21 protein-coding genes and 3 tRNA genes are annotated in these 24,819 nt (G+C 69.0%); 14 read left to right on the forward strand and 10 right to left on the reverse strand.

Going from position 1 to position 24,819, the window contains the following annotated elements; genetic code table 11:
* The first annotated feature begins 853 nt into the window (after positions 1-853).
* From ACAM49_RS22120 to ACAM49_RS22145, 6 genes are all read left to right on the forward strand, one after another.
* Positions 854-1,519 carry a TetR family transcriptional regulator gene (locus ACAM49_RS22120; RefSeq protein WP_369637451.1) on the forward strand — a complete coding sequence of 222 codons (666 nt, stop codon included), beginning with the start codon at positions 854-856 and terminating at the stop codon, positions 1,517-1,519.
* Between the two features lie 92 nt (positions 1,520-1,611).
* A tRNA-Glu gene (locus ACAM49_RS22125) sits at positions 1,612-1,684 on the forward strand.
* Between the two features lie 36 nt (positions 1,685-1,720).
* A tRNA-Asp gene (locus ACAM49_RS22130) sits at positions 1,721-1,794 on the forward strand.
* A gap of 36 nt (positions 1,795-1,830) precedes the next feature.
* Positions 1,831-1,907, forward strand: a tRNA-Phe gene (locus ACAM49_RS22135).
* A gap of 100 nt (positions 1,908-2,007) precedes the next feature.
* The gene (locus ACAM49_RS22140) at positions 2,008-2,175 is read left to right on the forward strand and encodes a hypothetical protein (protein ID WP_369637452.1); all 168 of its coding nucleotides are present in this window, start codon (positions 2,008-2,010) and stop codon (positions 2,173-2,175) included.
* A 126-nt stretch (positions 2,176-2,301) separates the two neighbouring features.
* Entirely contained in the window at positions 2,302-3,003 is a 702-nt protein-coding gene (locus ACAM49_RS22145) for a polyprenol monophosphomannose synthase (RefSeq protein WP_369637473.1), read from the forward strand.
* Here ACAM49_RS22145 and ACAM49_RS22150 read toward each other — a convergent pair whose 3' ends face one another.
* Positions 3,004-4,539 (reverse strand): HAD-IB family hydrolase, encoded by a 1,536-nt coding sequence (locus ACAM49_RS22150; RefSeq protein WP_369637453.1) that lies wholly within the window; start codon positions 4,537-4,539, stop codon positions 3,004-3,006.
* Positions 4,536-6,905, reverse strand: a complete 2,370-nt coding sequence (locus tag ACAM49_RS22155) for a glycerol-3-phosphate 1-O-acyltransferase (protein ID WP_369637454.1) — start codon at positions 6,903-6,905, stop codon at positions 4,536-4,538. Before ACAM49_RS22155 ends, ACAM49_RS22150 begins: the two co-directional genes overlap by 4 nt.
* A gap of 209 nt (positions 6,906-7,114) precedes the next feature.
* Here ACAM49_RS22155 and ACAM49_RS22160 point away from each other — a divergent pair, with 209 nt between their 5' ends.
* A complete protein-coding gene (locus ACAM49_RS22160; protein WP_369637455.1) occupies positions 7,115-8,449 on the forward strand; it encodes a salicylate synthase in 1,335 nt (444 codons plus the stop codon).
* Between the two features lie 44 nt (positions 8,450-8,493).
* On the opposite strand, the gene ACAM49_RS22165 is transcribed toward ACAM49_RS22160, so the two are convergent.
* Both ACAM49_RS22165 and ACAM49_RS22170 read right to left on the reverse strand, forming a co-directional pair.
* Entirely contained in the window at positions 8,494-9,363 is an 870-nt protein-coding gene (locus tag ACAM49_RS22165) for an oxidoreductase (RefSeq protein ID WP_369637456.1), read from the reverse strand.
* 23 nt (positions 9,364-9,386) lie between these two features.
* Positions 9,387-11,024 (reverse strand): (2,3-dihydroxybenzoyl)adenylate synthase, encoded by a 1,638-nt coding sequence (locus ACAM49_RS22170; protein ID WP_369637457.1) that lies wholly within the window; start codon positions 11,022-11,024, stop codon positions 9,387-9,389.
* 109 nt (positions 11,025-11,133) lie between these two features.
* On the opposite strand from ACAM49_RS22170, the gene ACAM49_RS22175 reads away from it, so the two are divergent.
* A complete protein-coding gene (locus tag ACAM49_RS22175; protein ID WP_369637458.1) occupies positions 11,134-14,694 on the forward strand; it encodes an amino acid adenylation domain-containing protein in 3,561 nt (1,186 codons plus the stop codon).
* Between the two features lie 72 nt (positions 14,695-14,766).
* Here ACAM49_RS22175 and ACAM49_RS22180 read toward each other — a convergent pair whose 3' ends face one another.
* Both ACAM49_RS22180 and ACAM49_RS22185 read right to left on the reverse strand, forming a co-directional pair.
* A complete protein-coding gene (locus ACAM49_RS22180) occupies positions 14,767-15,438 on the reverse strand; it encodes a disulfide bond formation protein B (protein ID WP_369637459.1) in 672 nt (223 codons plus the stop codon).
* Entirely contained in the window at positions 15,432-15,596 is a 165-nt protein-coding gene (locus ACAM49_RS22185) for a DUF5993 family protein (RefSeq protein WP_157513888.1), read from the reverse strand. The genes ACAM49_RS22180 and ACAM49_RS22185 overlap by 7 nt, the downstream gene beginning before the upstream one ends.
* Before the next feature lie 157 nt (positions 15,597-15,753).
* Between ACAM49_RS22185 and ACAM49_RS22190 the strand changes: the two genes are divergently transcribed.
* The 3 genes from ACAM49_RS22190 (at position 15,754) to ACAM49_RS22200 (ending at position 18,357) form a co-directional block, all read left to right on the forward strand.
* A complete protein-coding gene (locus tag ACAM49_RS22190) occupies positions 15,754-16,635 on the forward strand; it encodes an oxidoreductase (RefSeq protein ID WP_369637460.1) in 882 nt (293 codons plus the stop codon).
* 17 nt (positions 16,636-16,652) lie between these two features.
* A complete protein-coding gene (locus ACAM49_RS22195) occupies positions 16,653-17,015 on the forward strand; it encodes a PH domain-containing protein (protein WP_040803553.1) in 363 nt (120 codons plus the stop codon).
* A 250-nt stretch (positions 17,016-17,265) separates the two neighbouring features.
* Positions 17,266-18,357, forward strand: coding sequence for a 3-deoxy-7-phosphoheptulonate synthase (locus tag ACAM49_RS22200; RefSeq protein WP_369637461.1), 1,092 nt, complete (start codon positions 17,266-17,268; stop codon positions 18,355-18,357).
* A 122-nt stretch (positions 18,358-18,479) separates the two neighbouring features.
* Here ACAM49_RS22200 and ACAM49_RS22205 read toward each other — a convergent pair whose 3' ends face one another.
* Positions 18,480-19,061 (reverse strand): GNAT family N-acetyltransferase, encoded by a 582-nt coding sequence (locus ACAM49_RS22205; protein ID WP_369637462.1) that lies wholly within the window; start codon positions 19,059-19,061, stop codon positions 18,480-18,482.
* A gap of 115 nt (positions 19,062-19,176) precedes the next feature.
* Here ACAM49_RS22205 and ACAM49_RS22210 point away from each other — a divergent pair, with 115 nt between their 5' ends.
* The 3 genes from ACAM49_RS22210 to ACAM49_RS22220 all read left to right on the forward strand — a co-directional run bounded on the left by ACAM49_RS22210 (position 19,177) and on the right by ACAM49_RS22220 (position 22,034).
* Positions 19,177-20,103, forward strand: a complete 927-nt coding sequence (locus ACAM49_RS22210; protein ID WP_369637463.1) for a sigma-70 family RNA polymerase sigma factor — start codon at positions 19,177-19,179, stop codon at positions 20,101-20,103.
* A 9-nt stretch (positions 20,104-20,112) separates the two neighbouring features.
* Positions 20,113-21,300, forward strand: a complete 1,188-nt coding sequence (locus ACAM49_RS22215) for a pyridoxal phosphate-dependent aminotransferase (RefSeq protein WP_369637464.1) — start codon at positions 20,113-20,115, stop codon at positions 21,298-21,300.
* A gap of 89 nt (positions 21,301-21,389) precedes the next feature.
* Positions 21,390-22,034 (forward strand): LysE family translocator, encoded by a 645-nt coding sequence (locus ACAM49_RS22220; protein ID WP_369637465.1) that lies wholly within the window; start codon positions 21,390-21,392, stop codon positions 22,032-22,034.
* 6 nt (positions 22,035-22,040) lie between these two features.
* On the opposite strand, the gene ACAM49_RS22225 is transcribed toward ACAM49_RS22220, so the two are convergent.
* Genes ACAM49_RS22225 through ACAM49_RS22235 form a run of 3 tightly spaced genes read right to left on the reverse strand, consistent with a single transcriptional unit; the run spans position 22,041 to position 24,816 of the window.
* Entirely contained in the window at positions 22,041-23,444 is a 1,404-nt protein-coding gene (locus ACAM49_RS22225; RefSeq protein WP_369637466.1) for a M1 family metallopeptidase, read from the reverse strand.
* Positions 23,445-23,464: 20 nt separating this feature from the next.
* Positions 23,465-24,103: a LysE family translocator gene (locus tag ACAM49_RS22230; protein ID WP_369637467.1), complete on the reverse strand. Its 639-nt coding sequence runs from the start codon at positions 24,101-24,103 to the stop codon at positions 23,465-23,467.
* 44 nt (positions 24,104-24,147) lie between these two features.
* Positions 24,148-24,816, reverse strand: a complete 669-nt coding sequence (locus ACAM49_RS22235) for a DUF3239 domain-containing protein (protein WP_369637468.1) — start codon at positions 24,814-24,816, stop codon at positions 24,148-24,150.
* Between the last annotated feature and the right edge of the window lie 3 nt (positions 24,817-24,819).

The following is a 24,819-nucleotide window of genomic DNA, read 5'->3' on the forward strand; positions in this document are numbered from 1 at the left end:
GTTGGGGGGACGATGTGGCGCTGTGAGGGTGCGGACCGGTCGGTGCGGCACCGCGAGCAGGTGGACCCGGGGGACGGCAGGGGTCGGCGCGGAGTGTGGGCGGGGTGCGGTGGTGGTGTGGCGCCGTCATGCCCGTGAGCGGTCGCTGATTTCCGGGGCCGAGGGGTCCGGCAATCGCCTTGCCACTCAATTTGTTTGGTGGCCGGGGAGTGTGAATATCATCCAATGGTGATGTGTGGCAAGCTAATTGGGGTAGATCGCGAGGGCGATCGAGGTCGGCGCGCGGGGCGGGCGCGGCGGCCGGGCGGCGATGCGGGGTCGGTGGGGACAACGCGCGCCGCGGTGATCGGTCTGCCGAACATCGATGGGATATGGGCGAATTCGTCGATTCGGACCAATCGTCCATACGATTGCTGGGAAATTGCGGTTTTCGAAAGGGGGTGTGCTGGCTAACTGACTTTCCGGTACACCTCACGCTGGGTGCGCTTTCCGGGTACGGTGACCGACTGGTGAATTCCCGAAGAACCGGGATTGCCCCGGCGGCACGGGATTCGGCTTATCGTTGATGTGCCCGAACGTGTCGCGACCGGTCAGGCCGATCGCGGCTCCGACACATGAAGCTGCGGGGAGGCGGACCGAGACGACGATCGCACGGGTGCGCACCCCCTGCGGTGCACCCGTGCGGGAAAAACTATACCAGTTGGTGTGTTTCAAGTTTTTCGCGCTTTTTCGTACCAAAAGTTTGGTAATTCGGGCAGAAGCCCGCTTTGAAGTATTTGAAAGACACGTAACTTTGCGTCGAGGCCGGGGAACCGGTCGGCGACGGTTAGCTAGCTTCGGAGGCGTTTCGAGCATGGCACGGCAGCAAGAGCGGGCCCGCCGGACACGCGCGGCGATCATCAGGTCCGCCGCCGTTGAGTTCGGGAAGAGCGGCTATGCCGCTGCATCGCTCAACCGCATATTGGAAGGCTCCCGGGCGACCAAGGGGGCCATGTACTTTCACTTCGACTCCAAGGAGGACTTGGCGCGCGCGGTATTGGAGGCGGCGGTCGACCGCTATCGGGTATCGACCGAAAGATGGCTCGCCAGAAGCGATCTCGGCCCGCTCGACGTGCTGCACGGCATGACCGACGAGATCGCGCTGCGGCTGGAGAACGACATCATCATCCAGGCCGAGTTCCGGCTCATCATCGAGCCGGAGTTCTATCGCGACATCCAGGCCGGCGGGGGCCGCATACTCGGGCGCGCCATCCGGCAGCTCGCGGTGCGGGCCGTCGAGCACAAGCAATTGCGTTCGGACTCCGACCCGGACCGCTTCACCCGCACCCTGGCGGCGGCGCTGGCGGGTCAGCGTTATATCGCCGATGTGCTGGCGGGTCCGGTGGATCTGCGGGCCCGGTTCGCCGAGGCGCTCGAGGTGATCGTGGAAGCCACCGCGACACCGGAGTGGTCCGAGGAGTTCCGGCGCACCGGCTGGCGGGTGTCCGCAAAGCTCGAAGATCTCAACTTGGGACTCTGACCAGCTGATTTGGGAATCACGCGGAGCCTGTCATAAGCTATCTCCGCTCCCAACGGAAGCCGTTGAGCAAACGGTCCGGAGAAATCCGGCGGGCCCCCTTCGTCTAGCGGCCTAGGACGCCGCCCTTTCAAGGCGGTAGCGCGGGTTCGAATCCCGTAGGGGGTACAACGATGGAAACATCGTTGTAGGAGCAAGTAGCAAGGCCCTGTGGCGCAGTTGGTTAGCGCGCCGCCCTGTCACGGCGGAGGTCGCGGGTTCGAGTCCCGTCAGGGTCGCAGTAACAACGCTTGGCATTCGAATGGGTGCCTTTCGGCCAGGTAGCTCAGTTGGTACGAGCGTCCGCCTGAAAAGCGGAAGGTCGCCGGTTCGATCCCGGCCTTGGCCACCAGTTCGGGAGACCCCGTCCATCGGACGGGGTCTTTCGGCATTCCGGGGTTCTTCGCGTGTTTCCGGGACGCTCCTTCTGATCTTGGTGCCATGCTGGATTCATGGCTGACGATCAGTGGTACTACTGCCTCAAGCATCATCGGGCCGAGCAGGGCAAGCAGCATTGGTTCGCCGAGCGCATGGGGCCCTACCCCGACAAGGCGACAGCCGAGCGGGCGTTGGATATTGTGCGGGAACGAAATAGGCGTTCGGACGAAGAAGACTCCTGATGCCTGGGTGATGGGGGTGAGCGCGCCTGCTCGGTGCGCTCACGAGGCGCTCAGGTGGACCAGGTACGGTTTCGGGTGCCAGAAAACGACCAAGCGGGAGGGTAAACCTTGAAGGTCACCGTGGTGGTGCCGACCTACAACGAGCGGGAGAACCTGCCGGTGGCGGTGGAGCGGCTGACCGCGCTACCGGTGGCCGACCTGCACGTGCTGGTGGTGGACGACAATTCGCCCGACGGCACCGGTGAGGTGGCCGACAAGCTGGCCGCCGACCTGCCGAACGTGGTGAGCGTGCTGCACCGTACGGAGAAGGACGGCCTGGGCCGCGCGTACATCGCGGGCATCACCAAGGCGCTGGACGAGGGCGCGGACGTCGTCATCCAGATGGACGCCGACCTGTCGCATCCGGCCGAGGTCATCCCGGCCATGCTGGACAAGCTGGAGACCACCGACGCCGGCGTCGTGCTCGGATCCCGTTATGTCCCCGGCGGTTCCACCGCCGCGGAGTGGAAGTGGTACCGCAAGGCGCTCTCGGCCTGGGCCAACTTCTACGTGAACACGATTCTGCGCCTGGGCGTCAAGGACGCCACCGCCGGTTTCAAGGCGTGGAAGGCGGATACGCTGCGCGCCATCGACGTGGCCTCGATCAAGTCGAACGGCTACTCGTTCCAGGTGGAGATGAACTACCGGACGGTCAAGAAGGGCATCACCATCGCCGAGGTGCCGATCCGCTTCGAGGAGCGCACCCTGGGCGCCTCCAAGATGAGCCTGAAGGTGCAGCTGGAGTCCGCGGCCATGCCGTGGAAGCTGCTCTTCGGTCGCGCTGTCTGATCAATCTTTCGGCCAGTGGAGCAGGGTGTCCACGAACAGCTGACGGACACCCTCCACTTCGGCATCCATATCGGCCGGGTCCCAGCCGCTGACGTCGATCGGCGGTAGCACCGCCACGTCCACCACGCCCTTGCGCACGATCGCCGAATTGCGCCAGGCGATTTCGCCCGCATTGCGGATCACCACCGGAATGATCGGGACCCCGGCCTGGATGGCGATGTGGAACGCGCCCTTCTTGAAGGAGCCGACCCGCGGGGTGAGTGAGCGGGTGCCCTCGGGGGCGATCACCACCGACAGTCCGCCGCGCAGGGTTTCGACCACCGGCTCCAGAGCGGCCTTGGCGGCCACCGTGTTCCCGCGATCGATGAAGGTCACCTCCACGAATCGCATGAGGGGACCGAAAACCGGATTCTTGGTGATCTCCCGCTTGGCGATGCCGGTGAATCCGGTGCCCAGCACCTCGGCCAGCACCACGATGTCGAACTGGCTCTGGTGGTTGAAGATGAAGACCGCCGGGCGCGGGGCGCGGGTGTGCTCGGCCCCGACCACGCGGACCTTCACCCCGGTGCCGCGCAGGGTCGAGTCCGCGGCGTAGGTCATCATCGAATCCGCCATCTGGCGGCGCTGTTTCGTGTGCGCCTTGGCGGCGATGCCGACCAGCGCGCCGCCCAGCAGGCCGGTGAATCCGGCCAGGGTGCGGGCGTAATCGGTAGCCTTGGGAGACTGCCGGGGCCGGAAATGCAGGACCGGCCAATCCTTTTCGGCCGCTTCCAGCACCACACGCGGGTCCGGGTTCACCGCCACCGGGTGTCCGGCGGTCTGCAGCAGCGGCAGGTCGGCGGCGCTGTCGGCGTAGGCCCAGCTCTGCGTCAGATCGAGGTCGTGCGCGATGGCGAAGCGGCGGACGGCGTCGGCCTTGCCGTTGCGCCACAGCGGTTTTCCCTCCACGTGCCCGGTCAGCACACCGTCCTGCACGGCCATGGCGGTGCACAGCACGTTCGGAATCCCGAGTTCGTCGGCCACCGGCCGCACCTGGTAGCAGGTGACGGAGCTGACCAGCACCAGGGTGTGCCCGGCGGCCTCGTGCTCGCGGACCAGCCGCCACGCCTCGGGGTAGATGTGCCCGTACACGCTGTGCGCGAAGATCTCCCGGCCGAGCCGCTCGAGATCGGCCTCGGGCACGCCCGCCCAGCTGTACATGGCGTTCTGCAGGAACCGCTCGTATTCGCCCTCGCTGCGGGCGCCGCGAATGCTGCCCAGCAGGCTCGCGGTGAGCGCGCCCTGGGTGCTGCTGCGCCGCACCAGGCGGCGGGCCAGGGGCGGGGGATTGAAGCCGTGCACCACGGTGCCGCCGAAATCGAAGACGGCGGCGATGTGCGGCCCCTGCGGTCCGGTGCGCACGGCCTCCAGGGCGGTGGCGAGATCCATTGCGCCGACCGGTCGTTGGGTGACGCCGACGCCGGGCCGCAACGGCAGGCTGGGACGCAGCGGCAAGCCGGGCCTGCCCGCCGCGAGTCCCCGGACCCGGTGCGTCACAGCGCTTCCAGCCGGTTGGAGGGGTCGAGGGTGGCGGCGCGGGAGATGCGGGCGCCGATGGCGCGCAGCTCACCGGCGAAGCGGACGCGGCGCGCGGCCAGTTCGGCGGGATCCTCGGTGGTGGCGAGCAGACCGTGGTTGTCGGCGAGTTTGAGTGCGCTGCCGAACAATTCGGAGGACACCGATTCGGGGCTGTGCAGGCGCTGCTGCAGCAGCATCTGCTTGCCGACGTGCAGGCATTCGTCCACGAACGCCTTCCGGTCGACCTCGAGCACCGGGTCGCGGGCGGCCAGCCGCTCGGCCACCACGAGTTGCGCGTCGAAGAAGGAGCGCAGCACGCGATGCGCCATCATGAAGCCGGAATCGGCCAGCCGCGCCAGGATGTCGGTCCCGACGGTGCCCGCGGCGGTGCGGCGGTGCCATTCGGGATCCACCAGCAGCATCTCAGCGGTGAGCTGACTGGTGAACTCGGCGCGCTCGGGGAAGAAGAACTCGAACTTGAGCAGATCCCGCAGCCGGTAGGCGGCCTCCCAGCCGACGCGCAGCTGATCGCCCTCCTGCGCTTCGACGGCGGTGAGCACGGCCAGTTCGAGGATGGCGCGATTGACGAACCAGTGCACGGCGCTGTTGCGGTAGAACGCGGCTTCGAGGTGCGCCCCGGCATTGATGGCGTACACCGGTTCCAGCCCGCCCCGGTAGACGGTCACCACCTTGGCGAAGGCGAGCTGTTCGAGCACCACCGCGAGCCCGTGATCGTCACGCAGCGTGGCCAGTTCGCCGCGGGGCAGGTCGCGGTGCTCGAGATAGCCGATCACCGGCGCGATGGCGGCGCGCAGTTCATTGCGGGTGAGGGCGCGCTCGTGCACGCCCAGCAGCACCAGGGTGGTGAGGGCGTTGACGGTCACCGGCGTGACGTCGTTGATGCCGACCGCGACCTCGAAGGCCAGCCGCTGCACCGCCTTGTGTTCGAGTTCGACCAGTTCCTCGGGAGCCGGATTCGGGTGCGGCGCCAGCGGATCCCCGTGCACGGCCAGTCGTTCCCGCGCCGAGAGCGGTGTCCCGAAGCGGACGTACACGTGCCCGGCGGAGTGCTGCTGATTGCGCACGTAGCGGGCCAGCCAGGCCAGGCCCTCGGCCTGTTTGCTGCCGCCGGTCTGCTCGTCGGCGATGGCCCCGATCTCGTTGAGCCGCTCGTAGGTGATGGAGACCGGCACCAGCATGACGTCGTCGATGCGCTTCGAACGCAGCGCCGCCGCAAGGTAATTCAGCAGCCCGTAGCGGGGCGGGCGGAGCTTGCCGGTGCGGGTGCGGCCGCCCTCGAAGTACCACTCCAGGTTGAAGCGCTTGGCCAGCAGGTAGGCGAAGTACTCCTCGACGACGGCCTTGTACACCTCGTCGTCGCCGAAACTGCGGCGGATGAACACGGTTCCGGTGCGGCGCGCGATGGGGCCGATGGGCCAGAACTTCAGGTTGGCCCCGCCCACCACGTGGTTGGGCGGAAAGTCGTTGCGCGCCAGGATGTCCCCGAGCACGAAGGCGTCCACGTAGGAGCGGTGGGAGGGCAGGAAGACCAGCGGGTAGCGCCGGTTCAGGGTGCGCAGCCGGTCCAGCCCGGTCTCGTCGGAGTCGACCTTCCAGGTGGAGGCGTGCACGGGGCGCATGGCCTGGGTGAACAGGTCCGACACCAGGCGGGACTGGGCGGCGACGAGTTCGCGCAGGCCCTTCTCGGCGCGACGGTACACCTCGCGCTGGGGCAGCCCGGCCTCCTCGGCGATGCCGTCGAGCCGCCGCAGGAACTCCGGCGAGTCGAGGATCTCCTCGACCACCAGCCGCGGCACCTTGTATCGGTCGCCGATGACGGCGCGCTCGGCGCGTTCCAGGGCCACGATGCCCGCGCGCACGATGGCGCGCCCGAAAGCGTCCGGGACCGTGGCGGATCCGGGATTGTTGGCGCGCAGCTCGCTGAGCCGGGCGGGCTGCCCGGTCAGCACCAGGTGCCGGTCGGGGGCCTTGCTGAGCAGCCGGCGCTGCATGAGCCGATGCGGTTTGCGCGGATTCGAGAGGGTGATCAGATCGCTGAAGGTGGTGCGCCGCACGCCGTCTCGCTCCGGCGGCAGCCACAGCACCCGCACCGGCACCACGAGCGGATCGTCGCTGCGCCCGACCAGGCGCTCGGTGACCGCGGCGGGATCGAGATCGAGTTGGGTGACGGGGGCGGAGGTGCCGAACTCCTGGGTGATGCCGCCCTCGGCGAGCCAGTGCCCGACGAGTTCGCGCTCCACCGGGGAGGCGGCGTCGACGAGGGCGACCACGGAGTGCGGTGCGGTGAGCGCGGCCTCGGGGAGCCGGCTGTCATGATCGAGCATCTTTGTTCCCTCCGCATGAGCCGCTGCTCCCCATTGAAGCCCAAACCGGCGCGCGGGGTTTGCAGGTCGGGCAATTCGCCGGTCGGACCCGGGGTTTCGCGGCGGCGGCAGCCGCACGTGACCGAGGTCGCGGACGAGCACTCCCCACATGGAGGAAGGTAATGCTAACCTCACTCATCAACTTAGGTAAGCATAACCTTGGAGGTCTGGTGTCGGTCGCTGACGAACGCGTACGACTCGAGGGGGAGCAGCGGTGGGGCGAGCACGTCACCGATCCGGTCGCGGCGGTCTCCGCACTCGCGGCGGCCGATCGCTTCGGTGAATACGTGGTCTACGAGAAGCCCGGCGAATGGGTGTTCGCCGCCGACCCGCTGGGCGGGGTCGAGCTGGACGCGAACGAGCTCCGGGTGAACTGGGACGGTCGCACCACGGCCGGGGCGTGGGCGGGGAGTCCCGCCCAGGCCGTCGACCGGGCGCTGGCCGGGCTGCCGCTGGACGGCCGGAACGCCTACGGCTGGATCGGATTCGAGTTCTGCGCGTGGTCGCTGGGCGCGACCGGGCACGTGCATCCGCGGGCGACGCTGGCGCACTTGATGATTCCGCGCATCGAGGTGCGCATCGACGCCACCGGGGTGCGGGTGTCGGGTGCGACGCCCGCCGAGACCGGGGACATCCACGCGCTGATCACGGCCGCGCAGCGGACCGCCCCGCCGGTCGCACATCCGGTGGACGTCACCGTGGACCCGACCGGATATCAGGACCGGGTCGCCGCCGGTGTCGCCGAGATCGGCGCGGGCAAGTATCAGAAGGTGATCCTGTCGCGGAAGGTGGATCTGCCCTTCGCGGTGAACATTCCGGCCACCTACCGGCTGGGCCGCATGCACAACACGCCCGCGCGCTCGTTCCTGCTGCGGCTAGGCGGGCTGGAAGCGGCGGGCTTCAGCCCGGAGCTGGTGGCGGCGGTGGACCGCGATCGCGTGGTCACCACCGAGCCGCTGGCCGGGACGCGCGCCTTCGGCCGCGGCGACGATATCGATCTCGCGGCCCGCGCCGAACTGGTCCGCGATCCGAAAGAGATTGTCGAGCACGCCATCTCGGTGCAGACCTCGTTCGCGGAGATCGCGGCCGTGGCCGAGCCGGACACCACCGCGGTCTCGGATTTCATGGCGGTGCGCGAGCGCGGCAGCGTGCAGCATCTGGCCTCCACGGTGCGCGGGACCCTGGCGGCGGACCGCAGCCCGTGGGACGCGCTGGAGACGCTGTTCCCGTCGGTGACCGCCTCCGGCATTCCCAAGGCCGAGGGCGTGGACGCGGTCTTCCGCCTCGACCATGACCCGCGCGGGCTGTATTCCGGTGCGGTGGTGACGGTTTCGCCGGACGGTGAGCTGGAGGCGACGCTGGTGCTGCGCGCGGTCTACCAGACCGGCGCGGGCGCGTGGCTGCGCGCGGGCGCGGGCGTGGTCGGGCAGTCGCGGCCGGAGCGCGAATTCGAGGAGACCTGCGAGAAGCTGGGCAGCGTCGCGCCCTACGTGGTTCGGGCCTGACCCGACGCCGCGGGCGTGACTCGCCCGAGAAGCGCGGCGTGGGGTCAGACGCGGAACTCCACGCCGGTCAACCGCTCGGACAGCTCCCAGAGCTGCCGGGCGGTTTTCTCGTCGTGGGAGGCGGCGGTGGAACCCACCTTGGTCGGATTGCCGCGCCAGTTGAACCAGTCCGGGCCGTAATAGCCGCCGGGCTCGACGTCGGCGGTGGCCGCGTACAGCGTTGGCAGCGCGCCCATTTCGGCGCTCTGCGCGACCAGTCGATTGCCGAGGCTGACGATCTGTTCGAGGAGGTTCTGGGTCTCGGAGCTGATCTCGGTGGCCGCGTATCCCGGATGCGCCGCCACTGACAGCTTGGGTGAACCGGCCACCGTGAGCCGCCGCTGCAGTTCGTAGGTGAACAGCAGCAGCGCCAGCTTGGATTGCGCGTACGCGCCGAAGCGGGAGTAGGCGCGCCGCTCCCAGTTCAGGTCCTCGAGGTCGATGCGGCCGATGAAGTGGGTGATGCTGGAGGTGTTCACCACCCGCTGCGAAATCCGGTCCAGCAGTAGGCCGGTCAGCGCGAAGTGGCCGAGATAGTTGGTGCCGATCTGCAATTCGAAGCCGTCGGCGGTCTTGCGCTTGGGCACCGCCATCACGCCCGCGTTGTTGATCAGCACATCGGCCCGCTCGACCGTGTCGGCGAAGGCCCGCACCGAGGCCAGGTCGGCCAGATCCAGCTGCCGGATCTGCACGTCGCCCGGCATGGTCCGGGCCACCGCCTGCGCCTTGATCTCATTGCGGCAGGCCATGATCACCTGCGCCCCGGCGGCGGCCAGGGCGCGCGCGGTGGCCTCGCCCAGGCCGCTGGTGGCTCCGGTGACGATGATGATCTTGCCGGTCTGGTCCGGCATATCCGCTGTGTTCCACCCGCCCATAGATGAACTCTATGACGGGACGGTCAAATGCGCGCGGCGAGGGTCTTCTTGTCGATCTTGCCCACGGCCGTGACCGGCAGGAAATCGGCCTGCCGCAACACATCCGGGAGCTTGTAGGTGGCCAGGCCGCGCGCGGTGAGGAAGCTCTTGACCTCCGGCAGCGAAGGCAGTTCGCCGGTGGTCACCAGCACCACGCCGACCTTCTCGCCCAGCGCCGGATCGGGCAGCCCGACCGCGGCGGCGTGCCGGACGCCCGGGTAGGCGAGCAGGTGCTCCTCGAGCTCGTCGCAGGAGATGTTCTCGCCGCCGCGATTGATGACGTCCTTGATGCGCCCGGAGACGATCAGATGCCCGCTGGGCAGGCGGCGCACCAGATCGCCGCTGCGGTAGTAGCCGTCCGGGGTGAAGGCGCGCGCATTGTGCTCGGGCGCACGGTAATAGCCGCGCAGCGTGTACGGGCCGCGGGTGAGGAGTTCGCCCTCTTCGCCGTCGGGGACGTCGTGGCCGTGCTCGTCGACGACGCGGACCTCGTCGGCGGGGGACAGCGGACGGCCCTGCGTGGTGCACACCAGATCGTCGGAGTCCTCGGCGCGGGTGTAGTTGAGCAGGCCCTCGGCCATGCCGAACACCTGCTGCAGGCGCACGTTCAGGGCGGGCGCGACATCGCGGGCGTTCACCTCGGCCAGTTTCGCGCCGCCGACCTGAAGGAGCCGCAGGGATGACAGGTCGGCGTCCTCCCATTCGACCGCCGCGCACCACAATTGGGCCAGCGGCGGCACCACGGCGGTCACGGTGACGCGATGCTGTTCGATGGCGGCGAAGGCGCTCTCCGGGCTGGGATCGGTCACGAACGCCATGGCCCCGCCGGTGGCGACGGTGCCGAGCACGCCGGGGCAGGCCAGCGGGAAGTTGTGGGCGACAGGGAGTGCCGCGAGGTATACGTCATCGGGGCCGAGCTCGCAGACCTCGGCGCTGGCCTTGGCGTTGTAGGTGTAATCGTCGTGGGTGCGGGCGATCAGCTTGGGCAGGCCGGTGGTGCCGCCGGAGACCAGCATGAGCGCGATATCGGTCGCGTCGACCTCCGGCAGGGAATCGCCGTCGGCGGCAATCGAATTCAGGTCGGTGTAGGGGCCGGGGTCGCCGAGCACCAGGACGTGCCGCAGGGCCGGGACGTTCGCGCGCACCTCGGCGGCCAGTGTGCGGTAGTCGAAATCGCCGAGCCGGTCGGCGATCAGGTAGGCGACCGCGCCGGAAAGCCTTGTCAGATGCTCGATCTCGGCGCGGCGGTGCGCAGGGAGGGTGAGGACCGGGATGATGCCGGCGCGCAGCAGGCCGAAGAGGACCGGAATGAACGTCGGGGTGTTCGGCAGCTGCACCACGACCCGGTCGCCGGGGCGGATGCCCAGGCGCAGGAAGCCGTGCGCCATCCGGTCGGCGGCGCGGTCGAGTTCGGCGTAGGTGGCGGGGGAGTCGCCGAGGAGAGCCGGGCGGTCGGGCCACTGCCGGGCGGCGTCGCGCAGCAGTTCGCCCAGCGGGCGGCCCGCCCAGTACCCGGCCTCCCGGTACCGGCGGGCGAGGTCGGCGGGGAACGGGACGAAACCGTCGCGATGGTCCGTGGTGGCGGGTGCGTCCGTTGTCGCCGCGGGTGCGTTCGTTGTCACAGCTCTGACCTCTAGCTAGTAAGGGTGGCCTTGCATAGGTTAGGCAACCCTATCTCAATCGGTTACGCTGCTGTCGAACGACAGCCGAATCAGCAAGGAGTACCAGCGGATGGAGTCACCACAGCGGTCAGCGGCGGGCATCGCCCGCGACGAGATCCGTACCGCCCTCGCCGGCCACCTCGGCCTCGACCCGGCCGCCATCGGCGATCACGACGACCTCATCCAGCTCGGCCTGGACTCCATCCGCACCATGAAGCTCGCGGGCTCCTGGCGCAAACGCGGCCTGGCCGTCAACTTCGCCCAGCTCGCCGCCGAGCCCACGCTGGACGCCTGGCACCGCCTCCTCGGCGGCTCGAGCGAGACGAATCACGCGATCGCCGCGGATGATTCGGCCGGGACCGAGGCGGATTTCGCGGCTGATTCCGATGACGACGCGCCCTTCGCGCTCGCTCCTATGCAGCACGCGTATTGGATCGGTCGCTCCGACAGCCAGCAGCTGGGTGCCGTCGCGGCACACCTCTACGTGGAATTCGACGGAGCCGGAGTCGATCCGGAGCGGCTCGGGGCGGCGGTCGAGGCGTTGGTCCAGCGGCATCCGATGCTGCGCACCCGATTCCTGCCGGACGGCACCCAGCAGACCCTGGCGCGGCCCGGCCGAGAGGTGTGGAGCGTCACCGACCTGCGCAGCGCCGACGCCGCCACGCTCGACAGCACGTTGGAGGAGTTGCGGGACAAGCGGACCCACCAGCTGATGGCCGTCGAGGAGGGGCAGGTCATCGATGTCGCCCTGACGCTGCTGCCGGAGGGGCGGACGCGGCTGCACCTGGATGTGGACATGCTCGCGGCCGATGCCATGAGCTATCGGATTCTGGTGGCGGATCTGGCGCGGCTCTACCACGGTGAGCAGCTGCCGGTTCAGGACTACACCTTCCGGGAGTATCTGGCCGAACACTCCGGGCCCGCACCGGAACACGATGCGCATCGGGAGTGGTGGCAGCAGCGGCTCGCGGATCTGCCGGGTGCGCCCGAATTACCGCGTGCCTCGGAGGTTTCCGAGCGGGAGGCGGGCGCCCGGGCGGCGCGGACCGTCCGATTGCATCGCTGGCTGTCCCCGGAGGCCAAGGCGCGCATGTTCGCCGCCGCCCATGCTCGGGGTATCACCCCGGCGATGGCATTGGCGTCGGTGTTCGCGGAGACCATCGGCGGATGGTCGAGTCAGCGCCGGTTCCTGCTGAATCTGCCGTTGTTCCACCGGGAACCGGTGCATCCGCGGGTGGACGGGGTCGTCGGCGACTTCACCTCCTCCGTGCTGCTCGAGGTCGATGTGACCGAGCCCGCCACCGTCACCGAGCGGGCGCGCGCCCTGCAGCGCGAATTACACGCCGCCGGAGCGCATTCCGGCTACACCGGGCTCGAGGTGCTGCGCGACCTGGGCAGGCTGCGCGCCGAACCGGTGCTGGCCCCGATCGTCTACACCAGCGCGATCAACCTCGGTGAACTCTTCGCCGAGCAGGTCACCGAGACCTTCGGCGACCCGGTCTGGATCATTTCCCAGGGCCCGCAGGTGCTCCTGGATGCCCAGGTCACCGAGGTCCGCGGCGGCATCCTGCTGAACTGGGACGTGCGCTCCGACGCCTTCCCCGCCGACATGGTCGAGACCATGTTCACCCGCTACATCGACGCCGTGCTGCGGCTCGCGGGCCTCGATGACGGCGCGGAACCGTCGGCGTCAGCCGGGGACGCGGGGTGGGACGCGGAAGCCGCGGTGCGAATCCCGCTGGAACAGGCCGTGATTCGCACCCAGGTGAACGCGACCGATGGGCCGGTGAGCGGGCGGGCGCTGCACAGCGGGCTGTTCGACTTCGCCGAGCGGAACCCGGACGCGCCCGCGCTGATCTGGGAGGAAAGCGACGAAACCACCGCTTCGCTCAGCTACCGCGAGCTGGCCGACAGTGCGCTCGCGGTCGCAGGTGCGTTGCGGGCTGCCGGGGTTCGCCCAGGAGGCGCGGTCGCGGTGCAGTTGCCGAAGGGGCCGGATCAGGCCGTGGCTATCGCCGGTGTGCTGGCGGCCGGTGGGGTGTATGTGCCGATCGGATTCGATCAGCCCGCCGCGCGGCGGGCCGAGATTCTGCGGACCGGTGCGGTGGTGGCCGCGGTGACGGCGGGTGACGAGGTGGCCGAGGTGCCGACGCTGGCGTTGAGTGCGGCGCGGGTGCATCCGGAACCGTTGGCGCAGGCCGTGATTCCGGATCCTGAGGCCATCGCCTATGTGCTGTTCACGTCCGGGTCGACCGGTAAGCCGAAGGGTGTGGAGGTGCCGCATCGGGCGGCCATGAACACCATCGACGACCTGAACGAGCGGTTCGGGATCGGGACGGCGGATCGGGCGCTGGCCTTGTCCGCCTTGGAATTCGACCTGTCCGTGTACGACATCTTCGGCATGTGGAGTGCCGGGGGTGCGGTCGTCGCGCTGGATGAGGGACAGCGCGGCGAACCGGGCCGATGGATCGAAATGATTCGGCGGCACGGGATTTCGGTGGTGAACTGCGTGCCCAGCCTGCTGGACATGCTGCTGGAGGCGGCGGCCGGGAAACCTGTGGACAGTTTGCGGATGGTCATTCTCGGCGGCGATTGGGTCGATGTGGCGCTGCCCGGTCGGCTGGCCGCGGTGGCCCCGGACTGCCGCTTCGCCGGGCTGGGCGGCGCGACCGAGACGGCCATCCACTCCACCATCTGCGAGGTGGTGAATGCCGAAGTGCCGCAGTCCTGGTCGGCTGTTCCGTACGGCACGCCGCTGCGCAATGTGCGCTGCCGGGTGGTCGGACCCTCGGGGCAGGACTGCCCGGACTGGGTGACCGGCGAACTGTGGATCGGCGGGGCGGGTGTGGCGGCCGGGTACCGCGGCGATGCCGAGCGCACCGCGGACCGGTTCGTCACGCACGAGGGACTGCGCTGGTACCGCACCGGTGATCTCGCGCGGTACCTGCCGGACGGCTGCCTGGAATTCCTGGGTCGGGCCGACCATCAGGTCAAGATCCGCGGGTACCGGGTGGAGCTCGGGGAAGTGGAGAGCGCCCTGCGCGGACTGCCCGGGGTGCGGCACGCCATCGCCGCCGTGATCGGTTCGGCCGCACCGAAACTCGCGGCCGTGGTGGTGGCCGACGACGGCGTCACGCTGGAGGCGTCCGCGCTGCTGGACGCGGCCGCGGACCTGTTGCCCGGCTACATGATTCCCGGACGGATCGACCTGCTGGCCGAACTGCCCTTCACCTCGAACGGCAAACCGGACCGCAAGGCCATCGCGGCGCTGCTGTCCGACGGCGAGGGTGACACCGAATTCGTCGCTCCGCGTGGCGATGTCGAGCGCGCCGTCGCCGATATCGTGGCCACCGTGCTGGGCCGGGAGCGGATCGGCGTGACCGACGACTTCTTCGCCCTCGGCGGCGATTCGGTGCTCGCCACCGCCGTCATCGCGCGGGTGCGGGACTGGCTGGATTCCCCGGACACCGTGGTGGCGGACTTCTTCGCGGCCCGCACCGTCGAGGGGCTGAGCCGACGCCTGCTCGAGCGTGAGCAGCGGGCCGGCGCCGCCGGTCGACTCGACGAGGTGGCCCGCCTCTACCTGGAGGTGGCCGCCATGTCCGACGACGAGATCCTCGCCCTGTCCTGAAAAACGCGATCCCCGCGCCCTTTTCGCAGGGCGCGGGGATCCGAGGCGCATTTGTCAGTGCGATCCGGTATCTCAGTGCGATTCGGGCAGGACGCAACCGCCGTCGAGGATGCCCAGATCGTGCAGCAGCTTGTAGCAGGACGGGTCGTCCGGCAGCACCGGGTGGAAGCCCTCCAGGAAGAAGGTCGCCACCACGTTGATGGCGATCACCAGCGCGAGGAATCCGATCGCGAGCGTCCCGATGGTGCGGTGCGGCCCCGTCGTCGGAATGGTCTCCGAGGCCGTCTCGTGCGAAAACGACAGCACCACACCGATTGTCGTGATCGCGGCCACGAACAGGATCCACGCCCACACGTACAGGTGCAGGCCCAGCACCGCGCCGCCGTACCCCTTGTCGCCGGGCAGGATGTGCAGCATGGTCTGCCGCCAGCCGGTGAAACCGCCGCCGAAGCAGGCCACGATGGCCAGTCCCCAGCCGACCATGTAATCGCGGCGCACGATGTGGCCGGTCATGGCCTTGCGCACGATGTAGGCGCCGCCGATCGCGGCCAGCATCATGAAGTAGCGCTGCAGCATGCACAGCGGGCACGGGTACTCCCAGTTGCCGAACTGGATGCCGAGGCCGCCGCACACCACGCCGGTCCAGCCGACGATGAAGATGACCGCCAGCCAGTATTGGATCTGGCCGAGGAAGCCTCCGCCGCTGCCGGTTCCGGTGGTCTCGGATTCGGTGGAGGTCACCATGTCAGCCCCAATCCGAGGCTGCTGGTGATGTGGTACTTCAACAGCCCGGCGCACACCAGGGCGACGATCCACCAGGCCGCCAGGATGCGCTTGCGCGGCCCCTGTTTCCAGATCAGGAACACCACGCCCAGCAAACCTGCGAGTATCAGTGTGTCCATGGTCGCGGACGCTACCGCTTGCGCAGGTCAAAGCCCTTGAAGCCGAGACTGACACGCCGCGCGCGGCCAACCCGGGGGCCATCGGCAAATTTCCGGTCCGCGGCCGGTTCCCGCTGACACCGGACGGGCGGCCGCCCGCGCCCCTAGACTCGACCAGGTGAGCGGTTGGGACATCTCCGACATCCCCGATCAAGCGGGTCGTACCGTCATCGTGACCGGCGCCAACAGCGGGCTGGGCGCGGTCACCGCGCGGGCGCTCGCGGGCGCCGGGGCCAAGGTGATCATGGCGTGCCGCAATGAACTCAAGGCCCGGTCCGTGGCCGACGAGATCGGGCCCAACGCCGTGGTGCGGCGGCTGGATCTGGCCGATCTGGCCTCGATCCGCGAATTCGCCGACTCGGTCGACGGGGCCGATGTGCTGATCAACAACGCGGGCGTGATGGCGGTGCCGCTGCGGCGCACCGCCGACGGCTTCGAAATGCAGATCGGCACAAACCATCTCGGCCATTTCGCGCTGACCGGGCTGCTGCTGGACAAGATCCGGGACCGGGTGGTGACACTGTCGAGCGGCATGCACGCCATCGGCCGCATCGACCTCGAGGATCTGAACTGGGAGCGGCGCTCGTATCAGCGCTGGGCCGCCTACGGGCAGTCCAAGCTGGCGAATCTCATGTTCGCGCGGGAACTCCAGCGCCGCTTGACCGCCGCGGGCTCGAGCAAGCTATCGGTGGCCGCGCATCCCGGCTACGCCGCCACGGAGTTGCAGGGGCATACCGAGTCGCTCTACGACGCGCTGATGTCGATCGGCAACAAGCTGTTCGCGCAGAGCGCCGAAATGGGCGCGCTGCCAACGTTGTTCGCCGCGACCGCGGAGGTCGAGCCGGGCGGTTTCTACGGGCCGACGGGGCTGCGCGGCATGCGCGGCTACCCGGGGCCGAGTACCTCGACGGCCGCCTCCAAGGACGAGGTGACCGCGCGGCGGCTCTGGGAGCTGTCCGAGCAGCTGACCAAGATCAACTATCCGTTCGTGCGGAAATAGCGGGGGAGCCGGGTGACATGAGCGTTCCATTCGACCGGCGTGACCAGCTCGACAAGATCCAGCAGGGGCTGCTGCCCGGCGAGCAGATCCTGGCCGTGTACGACGCCATCGGCGTGGGCACCGGCTTCCTGGGGCTCACCGACCGGCGGGTCATCATCCAGGACAACTCGTTCGTGGGGAAGAAGATCGCCATCACGAGCATCCCGTACTCGCGGATCTCGAGCGTGAGCATCCTGACCAACAAGTCGTTCGCGGGACAGTTCTTCTCCTCCGGGCACATCGCCATCAGCACCGGGCACAACACCTACGAGGTGGAGTTCCGCGGCGACGACAAGACCCGCCACGTGCACGACGTGATCCTGCACTACATCCTGCACTGACCGGCGGAGTCCCAAATCGTGGGACGCGTTTCCAATCTATGGTGTCCCACGCCACACGCACGATTCGCGATCTCTGGTACAGTGCCGATCATGCAGCGTGTGTATTTCTGGTTTAGCCAGCCGGCCCCGGGTGGGTCGCGCGGCGTGACCCTGCGCTGACATCCTCCACCCCGAGCCGGACGAAATCAGACCGGCTCCAAGGGGTTTCGAAGAACTCTCGGTGGGTCGGCCTGGGACAAGGAAACCCACGATGACTACCGCCGATCTCGACCGGCATTCCGATCTCGACGATCAGCGCACGCTGAGCGTGAGCCCGCTGAGCTCCCCCCGCGAGGTCCGGGCCGCCCACCCGATCGACGACACCCTCGCCGACACCGTGCGCGCGGGCCGCAAGGCCACCGTCGACGTGCTCAACGGCGACGACGACCGCCTCATGGTGATCGTCGGCCCGTGTTCGGTGCACGATCCCGAGGCCGCCATGGACTACGCGCGCCGCCTGGCCGTCAAGGCCGCCGAGGTCTCCGACCGGCTGCACGTGGTGATGCGCGTGTACTTCGAGAAGCCGCGCACCACGCTGGGTTGGAAGGGTCTGATCAACGATCCGCACCTGGACGGCAGCTTCGACATCAACACCGGCCTGGATCTGGGCCGCCGCCTGCTGGTCGACATCACCGCGCTGGGCCTGCCGGTGGCGTGCGAGTTCCTCGATCCGATCACCCCGCAGTACATCGCGGACCTGGTTGCCTACGGCGCGATCGGGGCGCGCACCGCGGCCAGCCAGGTGCACCGGCAGCTGTCCTCGGCGCTGTCCATGCCGGTCGGCATCAAGAACGGCACCGACGGCGATGTGCAGGTCGCGGTCGACGGCGTGCGCGCCGCGGCGGCCTCGCACGTGTTCCCCGGCACCGACCTGGACGGGCGTTCCGCGCTCATCCGCACCGCGGGCAACCCGGACTGCCACGTCATCCTGCGCGGCGGCAGCAACGGCACCAACTACGACGCCGCCTCCTGCGCGGAAGCGCTGCTGCGCCTGGAGAAGTCGTCGCTGCCGCAGCGGCTGGTGGTGGACGCCTCGCACGGCAACTCCAACAAGGACCACAACCGCCAGGTCGATGTCGTCACCGATATCGCCGAGCGCATCGCGGGCGGCGAGGACACCGTCGTGGGCCTGATGATGGAGTCGTTCATCGTGGCGGGCCGCCAGGACCTCACCCTGGGGCGCCCGGAGGAGCTCACCTACGGCCAGTCCATCACCGATGCCTGCATCGATTGGGACGTCACGGCCGCCCAGCTCGACCGGCTCGCCGACGCCGTCACCCGGCGTCGCGAGGGCCGCGGCTAGGCGGCAGGTTTCCGACCCGCACCCGCTCGCGGCGAGTTCGCCTCGCGGATAACGAGTTCGGCGTGCACACTGAGTTCGGCCCACACCCAGTCCGGCGGGTGTGGGCCGAACTTCTCTCCGGGTCAGACCTCTGCCGGCCAGTGCGGGCTGGGCGTCGCGGGATCGGTGCGCAGCCGGCCCGCGACCCAGATGTCGCGGCGGGTGCCGCGCTGCACGCCGCCGCCGCGGATCAGACCCTCGTAGTGGTAGCCGGTGCGGCGGGCCACGGCGGCCGAGGGGTGGTTGCCGACGAAGGCGCGCCACTCCAGGCGTTCGAAGGCCATGGCGGTCGGGTCCAGGCCGATGGCCGAGACCAGCCCGGCGGCCCGGGACATGAGGCCGCGGCCGCGGGCGGCGGGGGAGAGCCAGAAGCCGATCTCGGCGGTGTCGTCGTCGCGGCGGGGATAGAGCGGGCTCAGCCCGATCATTCCGACCACCCGGCCGTGCTCGGCGGTGCGCACCGCCCAGGTGGGACTGCGGGTGGCCCAGCCGGGGCCGACGATGTCGTAGATGAACTTCTCGGCGTCGGCGCGGTGATACGGGACCGGCATGGTGGTCCAGGCGCCGATGGACGGCTCCTGACACAGGGCGGTGATGGCGTCGATGTCGGAGACGGCGGGCGGCGACAGCCAGACCGCGCCGTCGGAGAGGAATTCCGCGTCCATGCGGCCATGCTGTCACGGAATCCGGCGCGGGCGCACGACCTTTCCGGCCAGGCCGGTGGCGGGGTGTCCCAGGCCGGTGGCGGGGGTGTCACAGCCCGGCCGTAGCATCGATTCGGTGGTTGCCGCTCTTCTCGCCGACTTGTTCGAATCGCATCGGCCGCATTTGCTCTCGGTGGCCTATCGGCTCACCGGCAGCGTCAGCGATGCCGAGGACGCGGTGCAGGAGAGCTGGCTGCGGCTCGCGGTGGCCCGGCAATTCGAGATCGAGGACCTGCGCGCCTGGCTCACCACCGTGGTCAGCCGCATCTGCCTGGACCGGCTGCGCAGCGCGGCGGCGCGGCGGGAAAGGTATGTGGGGCAATGGCTCCCGGAGCCGGTGGTCACCGCCATCACGCCCTCCAGCACACCCGATCCGCTGGCGGCGGTGGTGCGCAAACAGGAATTCCGTTTCGCCGCAATGGTGGTGCTCGACACCCTGACCCCGCCGCAGCGGGTGGCGTTCGTGCTGCACGACGGCTTCGCGGTGCCCTTCGACGAAATCGCCGATATCCTCGGTATTTCCGTCGATGCCGCGCGACAGCTGGCGAGCCGGGCCCGCAAGGCCGTGGCGCACGCGCCCGAGCCCGTCTCCGATGACGAGCACAGCGCCGCGGTGCAGCGGCTGCTGGCCGCGCTGTCGGGCGGTGACGTGAATGCGGTTGTGGCGGCGCTGCATCCGGATGTGCGGACGGTCGGCGATGCCGACGGGACCACCTCCACTGCGCTCAATGTCGTTGCGGGCCTGGACAAGAACGTCCGCCTCTGGATGGGGCTGTGGCGCAAGTTCGGGCTGTTCGATTCCGCGCACACCGGCCCGGCGCGCGAGCTCGAACCGGTGCTGGTCAACGGGCAGTGGGGCATCCTGGCGCACGAGACCGCGTCCTGGGACGGTGTGCCGGGCAGCCCGCAGCGGGTGTACGGATTCACCGTCCGCGACGGCAAGGTGTGGGGCGTCTACGACGTGGTGAACCCGGCGAAGCTGCACGGCATCCGCATTCATTAGGCTCCGGACATGCCGTCCCGTATTCCGACCGTCGCCCGTCTGCAGCCGTTCGCCTCGACGATCTTCGCCGAGATGACCGAGTTGGCCGTTCGCCACGGGGCGGTCAATCTGGGCCAAGGATTCCCCGACAGCGACGGCCCGGCGGGAATGCTGGAGGTGGCCAGGCAGGCCATCGCCGACGGGTTCAACCAGTACCCGCCCGGGCGCGGGGTGCCAGCGCTGCGGCAGGCCATCGCCGCCGACCGGGCCCGGCGCTACGGGACCCACTACGACCCGGACAGCCAGGTGCTGGTCACCGTCGGGGCCACCGAGGCCATCGCGGCGACCGTGCTCGGACTGGTCGAACCCGGTGAGGACGTGGTGCTCATCGAGCCCTACTACGACTCCTACGCCGCGGCCATCGCGCTGGCGGGGGCCAACCGCCGCACCGCGCGGCTGGTGCCCGACGGGGACGGCTTCGCCCTCGACCTGGACAGCCTGCGCGCCGCCATCACCCCGAAAACACGGCTGCTGCTGGTGAATTCGCCGCACAACCCGACCGGCACAGTGCTGTCGCGCGCCGACCTCACCGCCATCGCCGAACTCGCCATCGAGCACGACCTGTACGTCATGTCGGACGAGGCCTACGAGCATCTCGTCTTCGACGGGCACGAGCACATCAGCCTGTCCACCCTGCCCGGCATGTTCGAGCGCACCGTCGTGATCTCCAGCGCCGCCAAGACCTTCAGCGTCACCGGCTGGAAGATCGGCTGGGCCTGCGCGCCCGCGCCGCTGCTGGACGCGGTGCTGGCCGCCAAGCAGTTCCTCACCTTCGTCGGCGGCGGACCGTTCCAGCCCGCCGTCGCCCACGCCCTCAACAACGAGCAGCAGTGGGTGGCCGCGCTACGAGACACCCTGTCGGAGAAGCGCCTTCGCCTCTCGGCCGCCCTCGCCGAGGCCGGTTTCGGCGTGCAGCGCAGCGACGGCACCTATTTCGTCTGCGCCGACATCACCCCGCTCGGCGCGACCGACGCCTACGCCTTCTGCCGCGAACTCCCCGAACGCCTCGGCGTCGCCGCCGTCCCGGTGAGCGTCTTCGCCGACGACAAACCCGCCTGGAATCACCTGGTCCGCTTCACCTTCTGCAAGAAGGAGGAGACCATCGCCGAGGGCGTCCGCCGCCTCCGCGCCGGCCACCAAGCCGAGGCCGTCCGCTGACTCCTCGCTGATCTTGGCCTCCGGGAAGCAGTCCACCGGGCGGTAATTGGACCGCGACAGGCATCGGCGTGGCCTGAAGAATCGGGCGTGTGATCGAGACGAGTGCGTTGCTGGGTGTCGCCGTCGCGGCGCTGGGTCTGGTGCTGACGCCGGGGCCGAACATGATGTATCTGGTGTCGCGGACCGTTTCTCAGGGGCGACGCGCCGGGCTGGTGTCGCTCGGCGGTGTGGCGGTCGGGTTCGGCGTGTATCTGATCGCCGCCACGGCGGGAATCACCGCGGTGTTCGCCATGGTGCCCGCGCTGTACCTCGCGCTGAAAGTGACCGGGGCGCTGTATCTGGTCTATCTGGCGTGGAAGACATTGCGGCCGGGCGGGGTTTCGCTGTTCGCGCCGACCGAGCTGCCCGCGGATTCGCCGCGCAGGCTGTTCGGCATGGGGCTGGTCACCAACCTGCTGAATCCGAAGATCGCCATCCTGTACATGGCGCTCATCCCGCAGTTCGTGGCGCCCGCGCGCGGGCAGGTGTGGCTGCAGAGCCTGACGCTGGGCGCGGTGCAGATCGCCATCGCCGTCACGGTGAACGGGCTGATCGTGCTGAGCGCGGGAGCCATCTCGACTTTCCTCGGGCGACGGCCACTCTGGCTGCGCGCCCAGCGATTCGTCACCGGGACCGTGCTCGGGGCGATGGCGGCGCTGGTGCTCAACGATCGCACCAGGCCGCTTCCGGCCTGACCGGTTTCAGGAGCGCAGCGGGCCCGGGAAGAGGAATTCGTCGGCGGGGCGGTCGGTGCGGTCCAGCCAGGCGGTGAAGAAGCCCGACAGGTCGTGCGGGGTGCGGGACTGGATGAACTGGCGGAACTCCGGCATCGACGCGTTGCCGTACTTGTGCGCGATGACGAAATCGCGCACGGCGGCGAAGAACGCCTCGTCGCCCATGGTGCGGCGCAGGGCGTGCAGGAACAGCGGGCCCCGGTAGTAGACCGAGGTGAATTCGTCGCCCACGCCCGGGTTCTGCAGCGCGATCTCCCAGAACTTCGGATCGTCACGGAATTTCGCGATGGTGTCCCGGTACATCGCGTCGACGTCCTTGCCCTCCTTGCGTTCCGCCCACAGATAGTCGGCGGTGTAGCTGGCGAAGCACTCGTTCAAGCAGATATCCGACCACTGCTTCACCGACATGGAATCGCCCCACCACTGGTGGGTGATCTCGTGCACCACGGTAATGAGATCGGTCCAGGGCGCGTAGACGGGCCGCGTCTGGGTCTCCAGCGAGAACTGCAATTCGGTGTCGACGAAGATGCCGCCCGCGGTGTCGAACGGGTACGGGCCGTAGAGCTCCTCCTGGAAGTCCAGGATCTCCGGCAGCCGCGACTCGATGTCCTCGAGCTTGACCGCGTCCGGCGCGAACCCGCTCAGCAGCTGAGTTCCATTGGCGCGCCGCTGTTCCAGGAACTGGAACTTGTCGATGGCGATGGTGGTGAGATAGCCGATCACCGGCTGGCGCAGCTCCCAGGAGACGGTGCGGTTGCCGCCCTGGACGGTGTCGGACACCTTGTCGCCGCCCGACATCACCTCCCACTCCGCGGGCACGGTGGCGTGCAGCGTGAAAGTCGCCTTGTCCAAAGGCGAGTCGTTGTTCGGATACCAGGCGCTCGCCGAATGCGGTTCGCCCGCGACGAAGGCCCCGCCGCTGGGCGAGAACACCCAGCCCTCCCCGTCGGTGCCGGTCACCTCGCCCGCGTACTCCACCTGCACGGTGAAGGGCAGGCCGGGCAGCAGCGGAATCATCGGCGTGACGACGAGCTCGTGCTCGGCGGTGCGGTCGAACCAGGCGGGCAGATTGTTGACCGTCACCTTGGAGATCGCCGGGCCGCTGTAGTCCAGGTTGAACGTACGCAGCGCCTGGGTGGCCACCGCGTCGATGCGGGTGGACCCGGTCAGCCGATGGGTGGGTGGATCGTAGGAGATCGTGACGTCGTAATGACCGGCGTCGTAGCCGCCATTGCCGTCCATCGGGTAATAGGGATCGCCGAGCCCGGGTGCGCCACTGAATGGATCGCCCGAATCCGCCTGCGCTGGAGCCGCATTCGCGCCCGCCAGCAGTACCGCCCCCACCACCATGTACCGCCAGTGTCGTCTCATGCGCTCGTACCGCCCCTTTCTCAGTTGGTGCTACCCGATACCGCCACGCTCGCACCCAGCCCGATGATCATGACACCCCCGGCCCCGCCGACGGCCTCCAGACGCTTCGGCGAGCGCGCGAACCAGTCCCGTGCCGTCCCGGCCAGCAGGGCGTACACCGAATCGGAGACCACCGCGATGGTCAGGAAGGCCACGCCGAGTACCAGCATCTGCAGCGGGACCGCGCCCGATTCCGGCGCCACGAACTGCGGCAGCACGGCGGAGAAGAAGATGATGGCCTTCGGGTTGGTCAGCCCGACCACCACGGCTTGGCGCATGGCCCGCCGTTGGTTCATCGGCTCGACCTTGGCCTCGAACACCTCGCGCAGCGAGCGGCGCTCCCGGAAGGCCTGGATCCCGAGGTAGATCAGGTACAGCGCACCGGCGAACTTCACCACGGCGAGCGCGACGGCCGACGCGGCGAGGATGGTGCCCAGCCCGGCGGCCACCAGCCCGAGGATCACCAGGACCCCGAGCGAATGGCCCAGCACCGACAGCAGCGCGGCGCGGCGGCCGTAGGTCAGCGCCCGGCCGATCACGAAAAGCACACCGGGACCGGGGATTATGACAATGACAATGGATGCGACGAGAAACGCCAGCACGTTCGCGGCGGGAATCATCGGATCATTCTATTTTCCGTGGCAAGTCGTGTCGCCCCATTAACTCAGCCACGTAGCTCGTCCGGCAGCTGCTGCGGATCGAGCAGCAGCCGCTTGGCGTCCGCGCCGCGCACCTTGGCGGCCAGATCCAGATTGTCGGTGAGCAGCTTCCACTCCACCTCGTTGATGGCGGTGCGGGCGCGCTCGATGATGTTGAGGTCCCGGGTGCCCCAGGCGATGGGCATGGCCGACACCGTCTGCCACAGGTCGCCGACCGGGCCGGGCGCGCGGTCCACGCGGACGGTCACCGCGGGCACCCGCTCCCCGGTGCGGGCCCGATGCCCGGGCAGGGATCGGACCGTGCGGGTCACCAGGGCGTAGCGCGGCCCCTGGGCGCTGGGCTTGGCCAGATCGACCAGGGCCAGCAGGGTGGCCCCGCTCTCGTGCGTCTCCGACACCACCGCGGGAACCAGGTCGCCCGCGGCGTAGAGCTTGTCCACCCGGCCGCGATGCGGCATCCAGTACCCGATGAACAGCGCGGTCACCGCGGCCAGCAGGAATGCCACCGCCAGCAGCCACGACCACGGATGGTTCACCCAGATCAGGAACGCGGTGCCCAGTCCCAGCACCGCGGCCGCGGTGTACGCCCAGATCCGCAATCGGCGCAGATAGGCCACGACCTCGTTCACCGCCCGGGCATGGTCGCGGTCCACCGCGAATTCGAAGCGCCGCACGTG

The organism is Nocardia sp. JMUB6875 (genome assembly GCF_041154655.1).
Classification (GTDB): Bacteria; Actinomycetota; Actinomycetes; order Mycobacteriales; family Mycobacteriaceae; genus Nocardia.

What these genes read in the sequence shown, in the direction of transcription:
- ACAM49_RS22155 (WP_369637454.1), bottom strand. Translation starts at nt 6,905, where the DNA reads ATGCTCGATCATGACAGCCGGCTCCCCGAGGCCGCGCTCACCGCACCG.
- ACAM49_RS22140 (WP_369637452.1), top strand. Translation starts at nt 2,008, where the DNA reads ATGGCTGACGATCAGTGGTACTACTGCCTCAAGCATCATCGGGCCGAG.
- ACAM49_RS22215 (WP_369637464.1), top strand. Translation starts at nt 20,113, where the DNA reads ATGCCGTCCCGTATTCCGACCGTCGCCCGTCTGCAGCCGTTCGCCTCG.
- ACAM49_RS22205 (WP_369637462.1), bottom strand. Translation starts at nt 19,061, where the DNA reads ATGGACGCGGAATTCCTCTCCGACGGCGCGGTCTGGCTGTCGCCGCCC.
- ACAM49_RS22165 (WP_369637456.1), bottom strand. Translation starts at nt 9,363, where the DNA reads ATGGGCGGGTGGAACACAGCGGATATGCCGGACCAGACCGGCAAGATC.
- ACAM49_RS22180 (WP_369637459.1), bottom strand. Translation starts at nt 15,438, where the DNA reads ATGGTGACCTCCACCGAATCCGAGACCACCGGAACCGGCAGCGGCGGA.
- ACAM49_RS22230 (WP_369637467.1), bottom strand. Translation starts at nt 24,103, where the DNA reads ATGATTCCCGCCGCGAACGTGCTGGCGTTTCTCGTCGCATCCATTGTC.
- ACAM49_RS22185 (WP_157513888.1), bottom strand. Translation starts at nt 15,596, where the DNA reads ATGGACACACTGATACTCGCAGGTTTGCTGGGCGTGGTGTTCCTGATC.
- ACAM49_RS22200 (WP_369637461.1), top strand. Translation starts at nt 17,266, where the DNA reads ATGACTACCGCCGATCTCGACCGGCATTCCGATCTCGACGATCAGCGC.
- ACAM49_RS22120 (WP_369637451.1), top strand. Translation starts at nt 854, where the DNA reads ATGGCACGGCAGCAAGAGCGGGCCCGCCGGACACGCGCGGCGATCATC.
- ACAM49_RS22225 (WP_369637466.1), bottom strand. Translation starts at nt 23,444, where the DNA reads ATGAGACGACACTGGCGGTACATGGTGGTGGGGGCGGTACTGCTGGCG.
- ACAM49_RS22195 (WP_040803553.1), top strand. Translation starts at nt 16,653, where the DNA reads ATGAGCGTTCCATTCGACCGGCGTGACCAGCTCGACAAGATCCAGCAG.
- ACAM49_RS22175 (WP_369637458.1), top strand. Translation starts at nt 11,134, where the DNA reads ATGGAGTCACCACAGCGGTCAGCGGCGGGCATCGCCCGCGACGAGATC.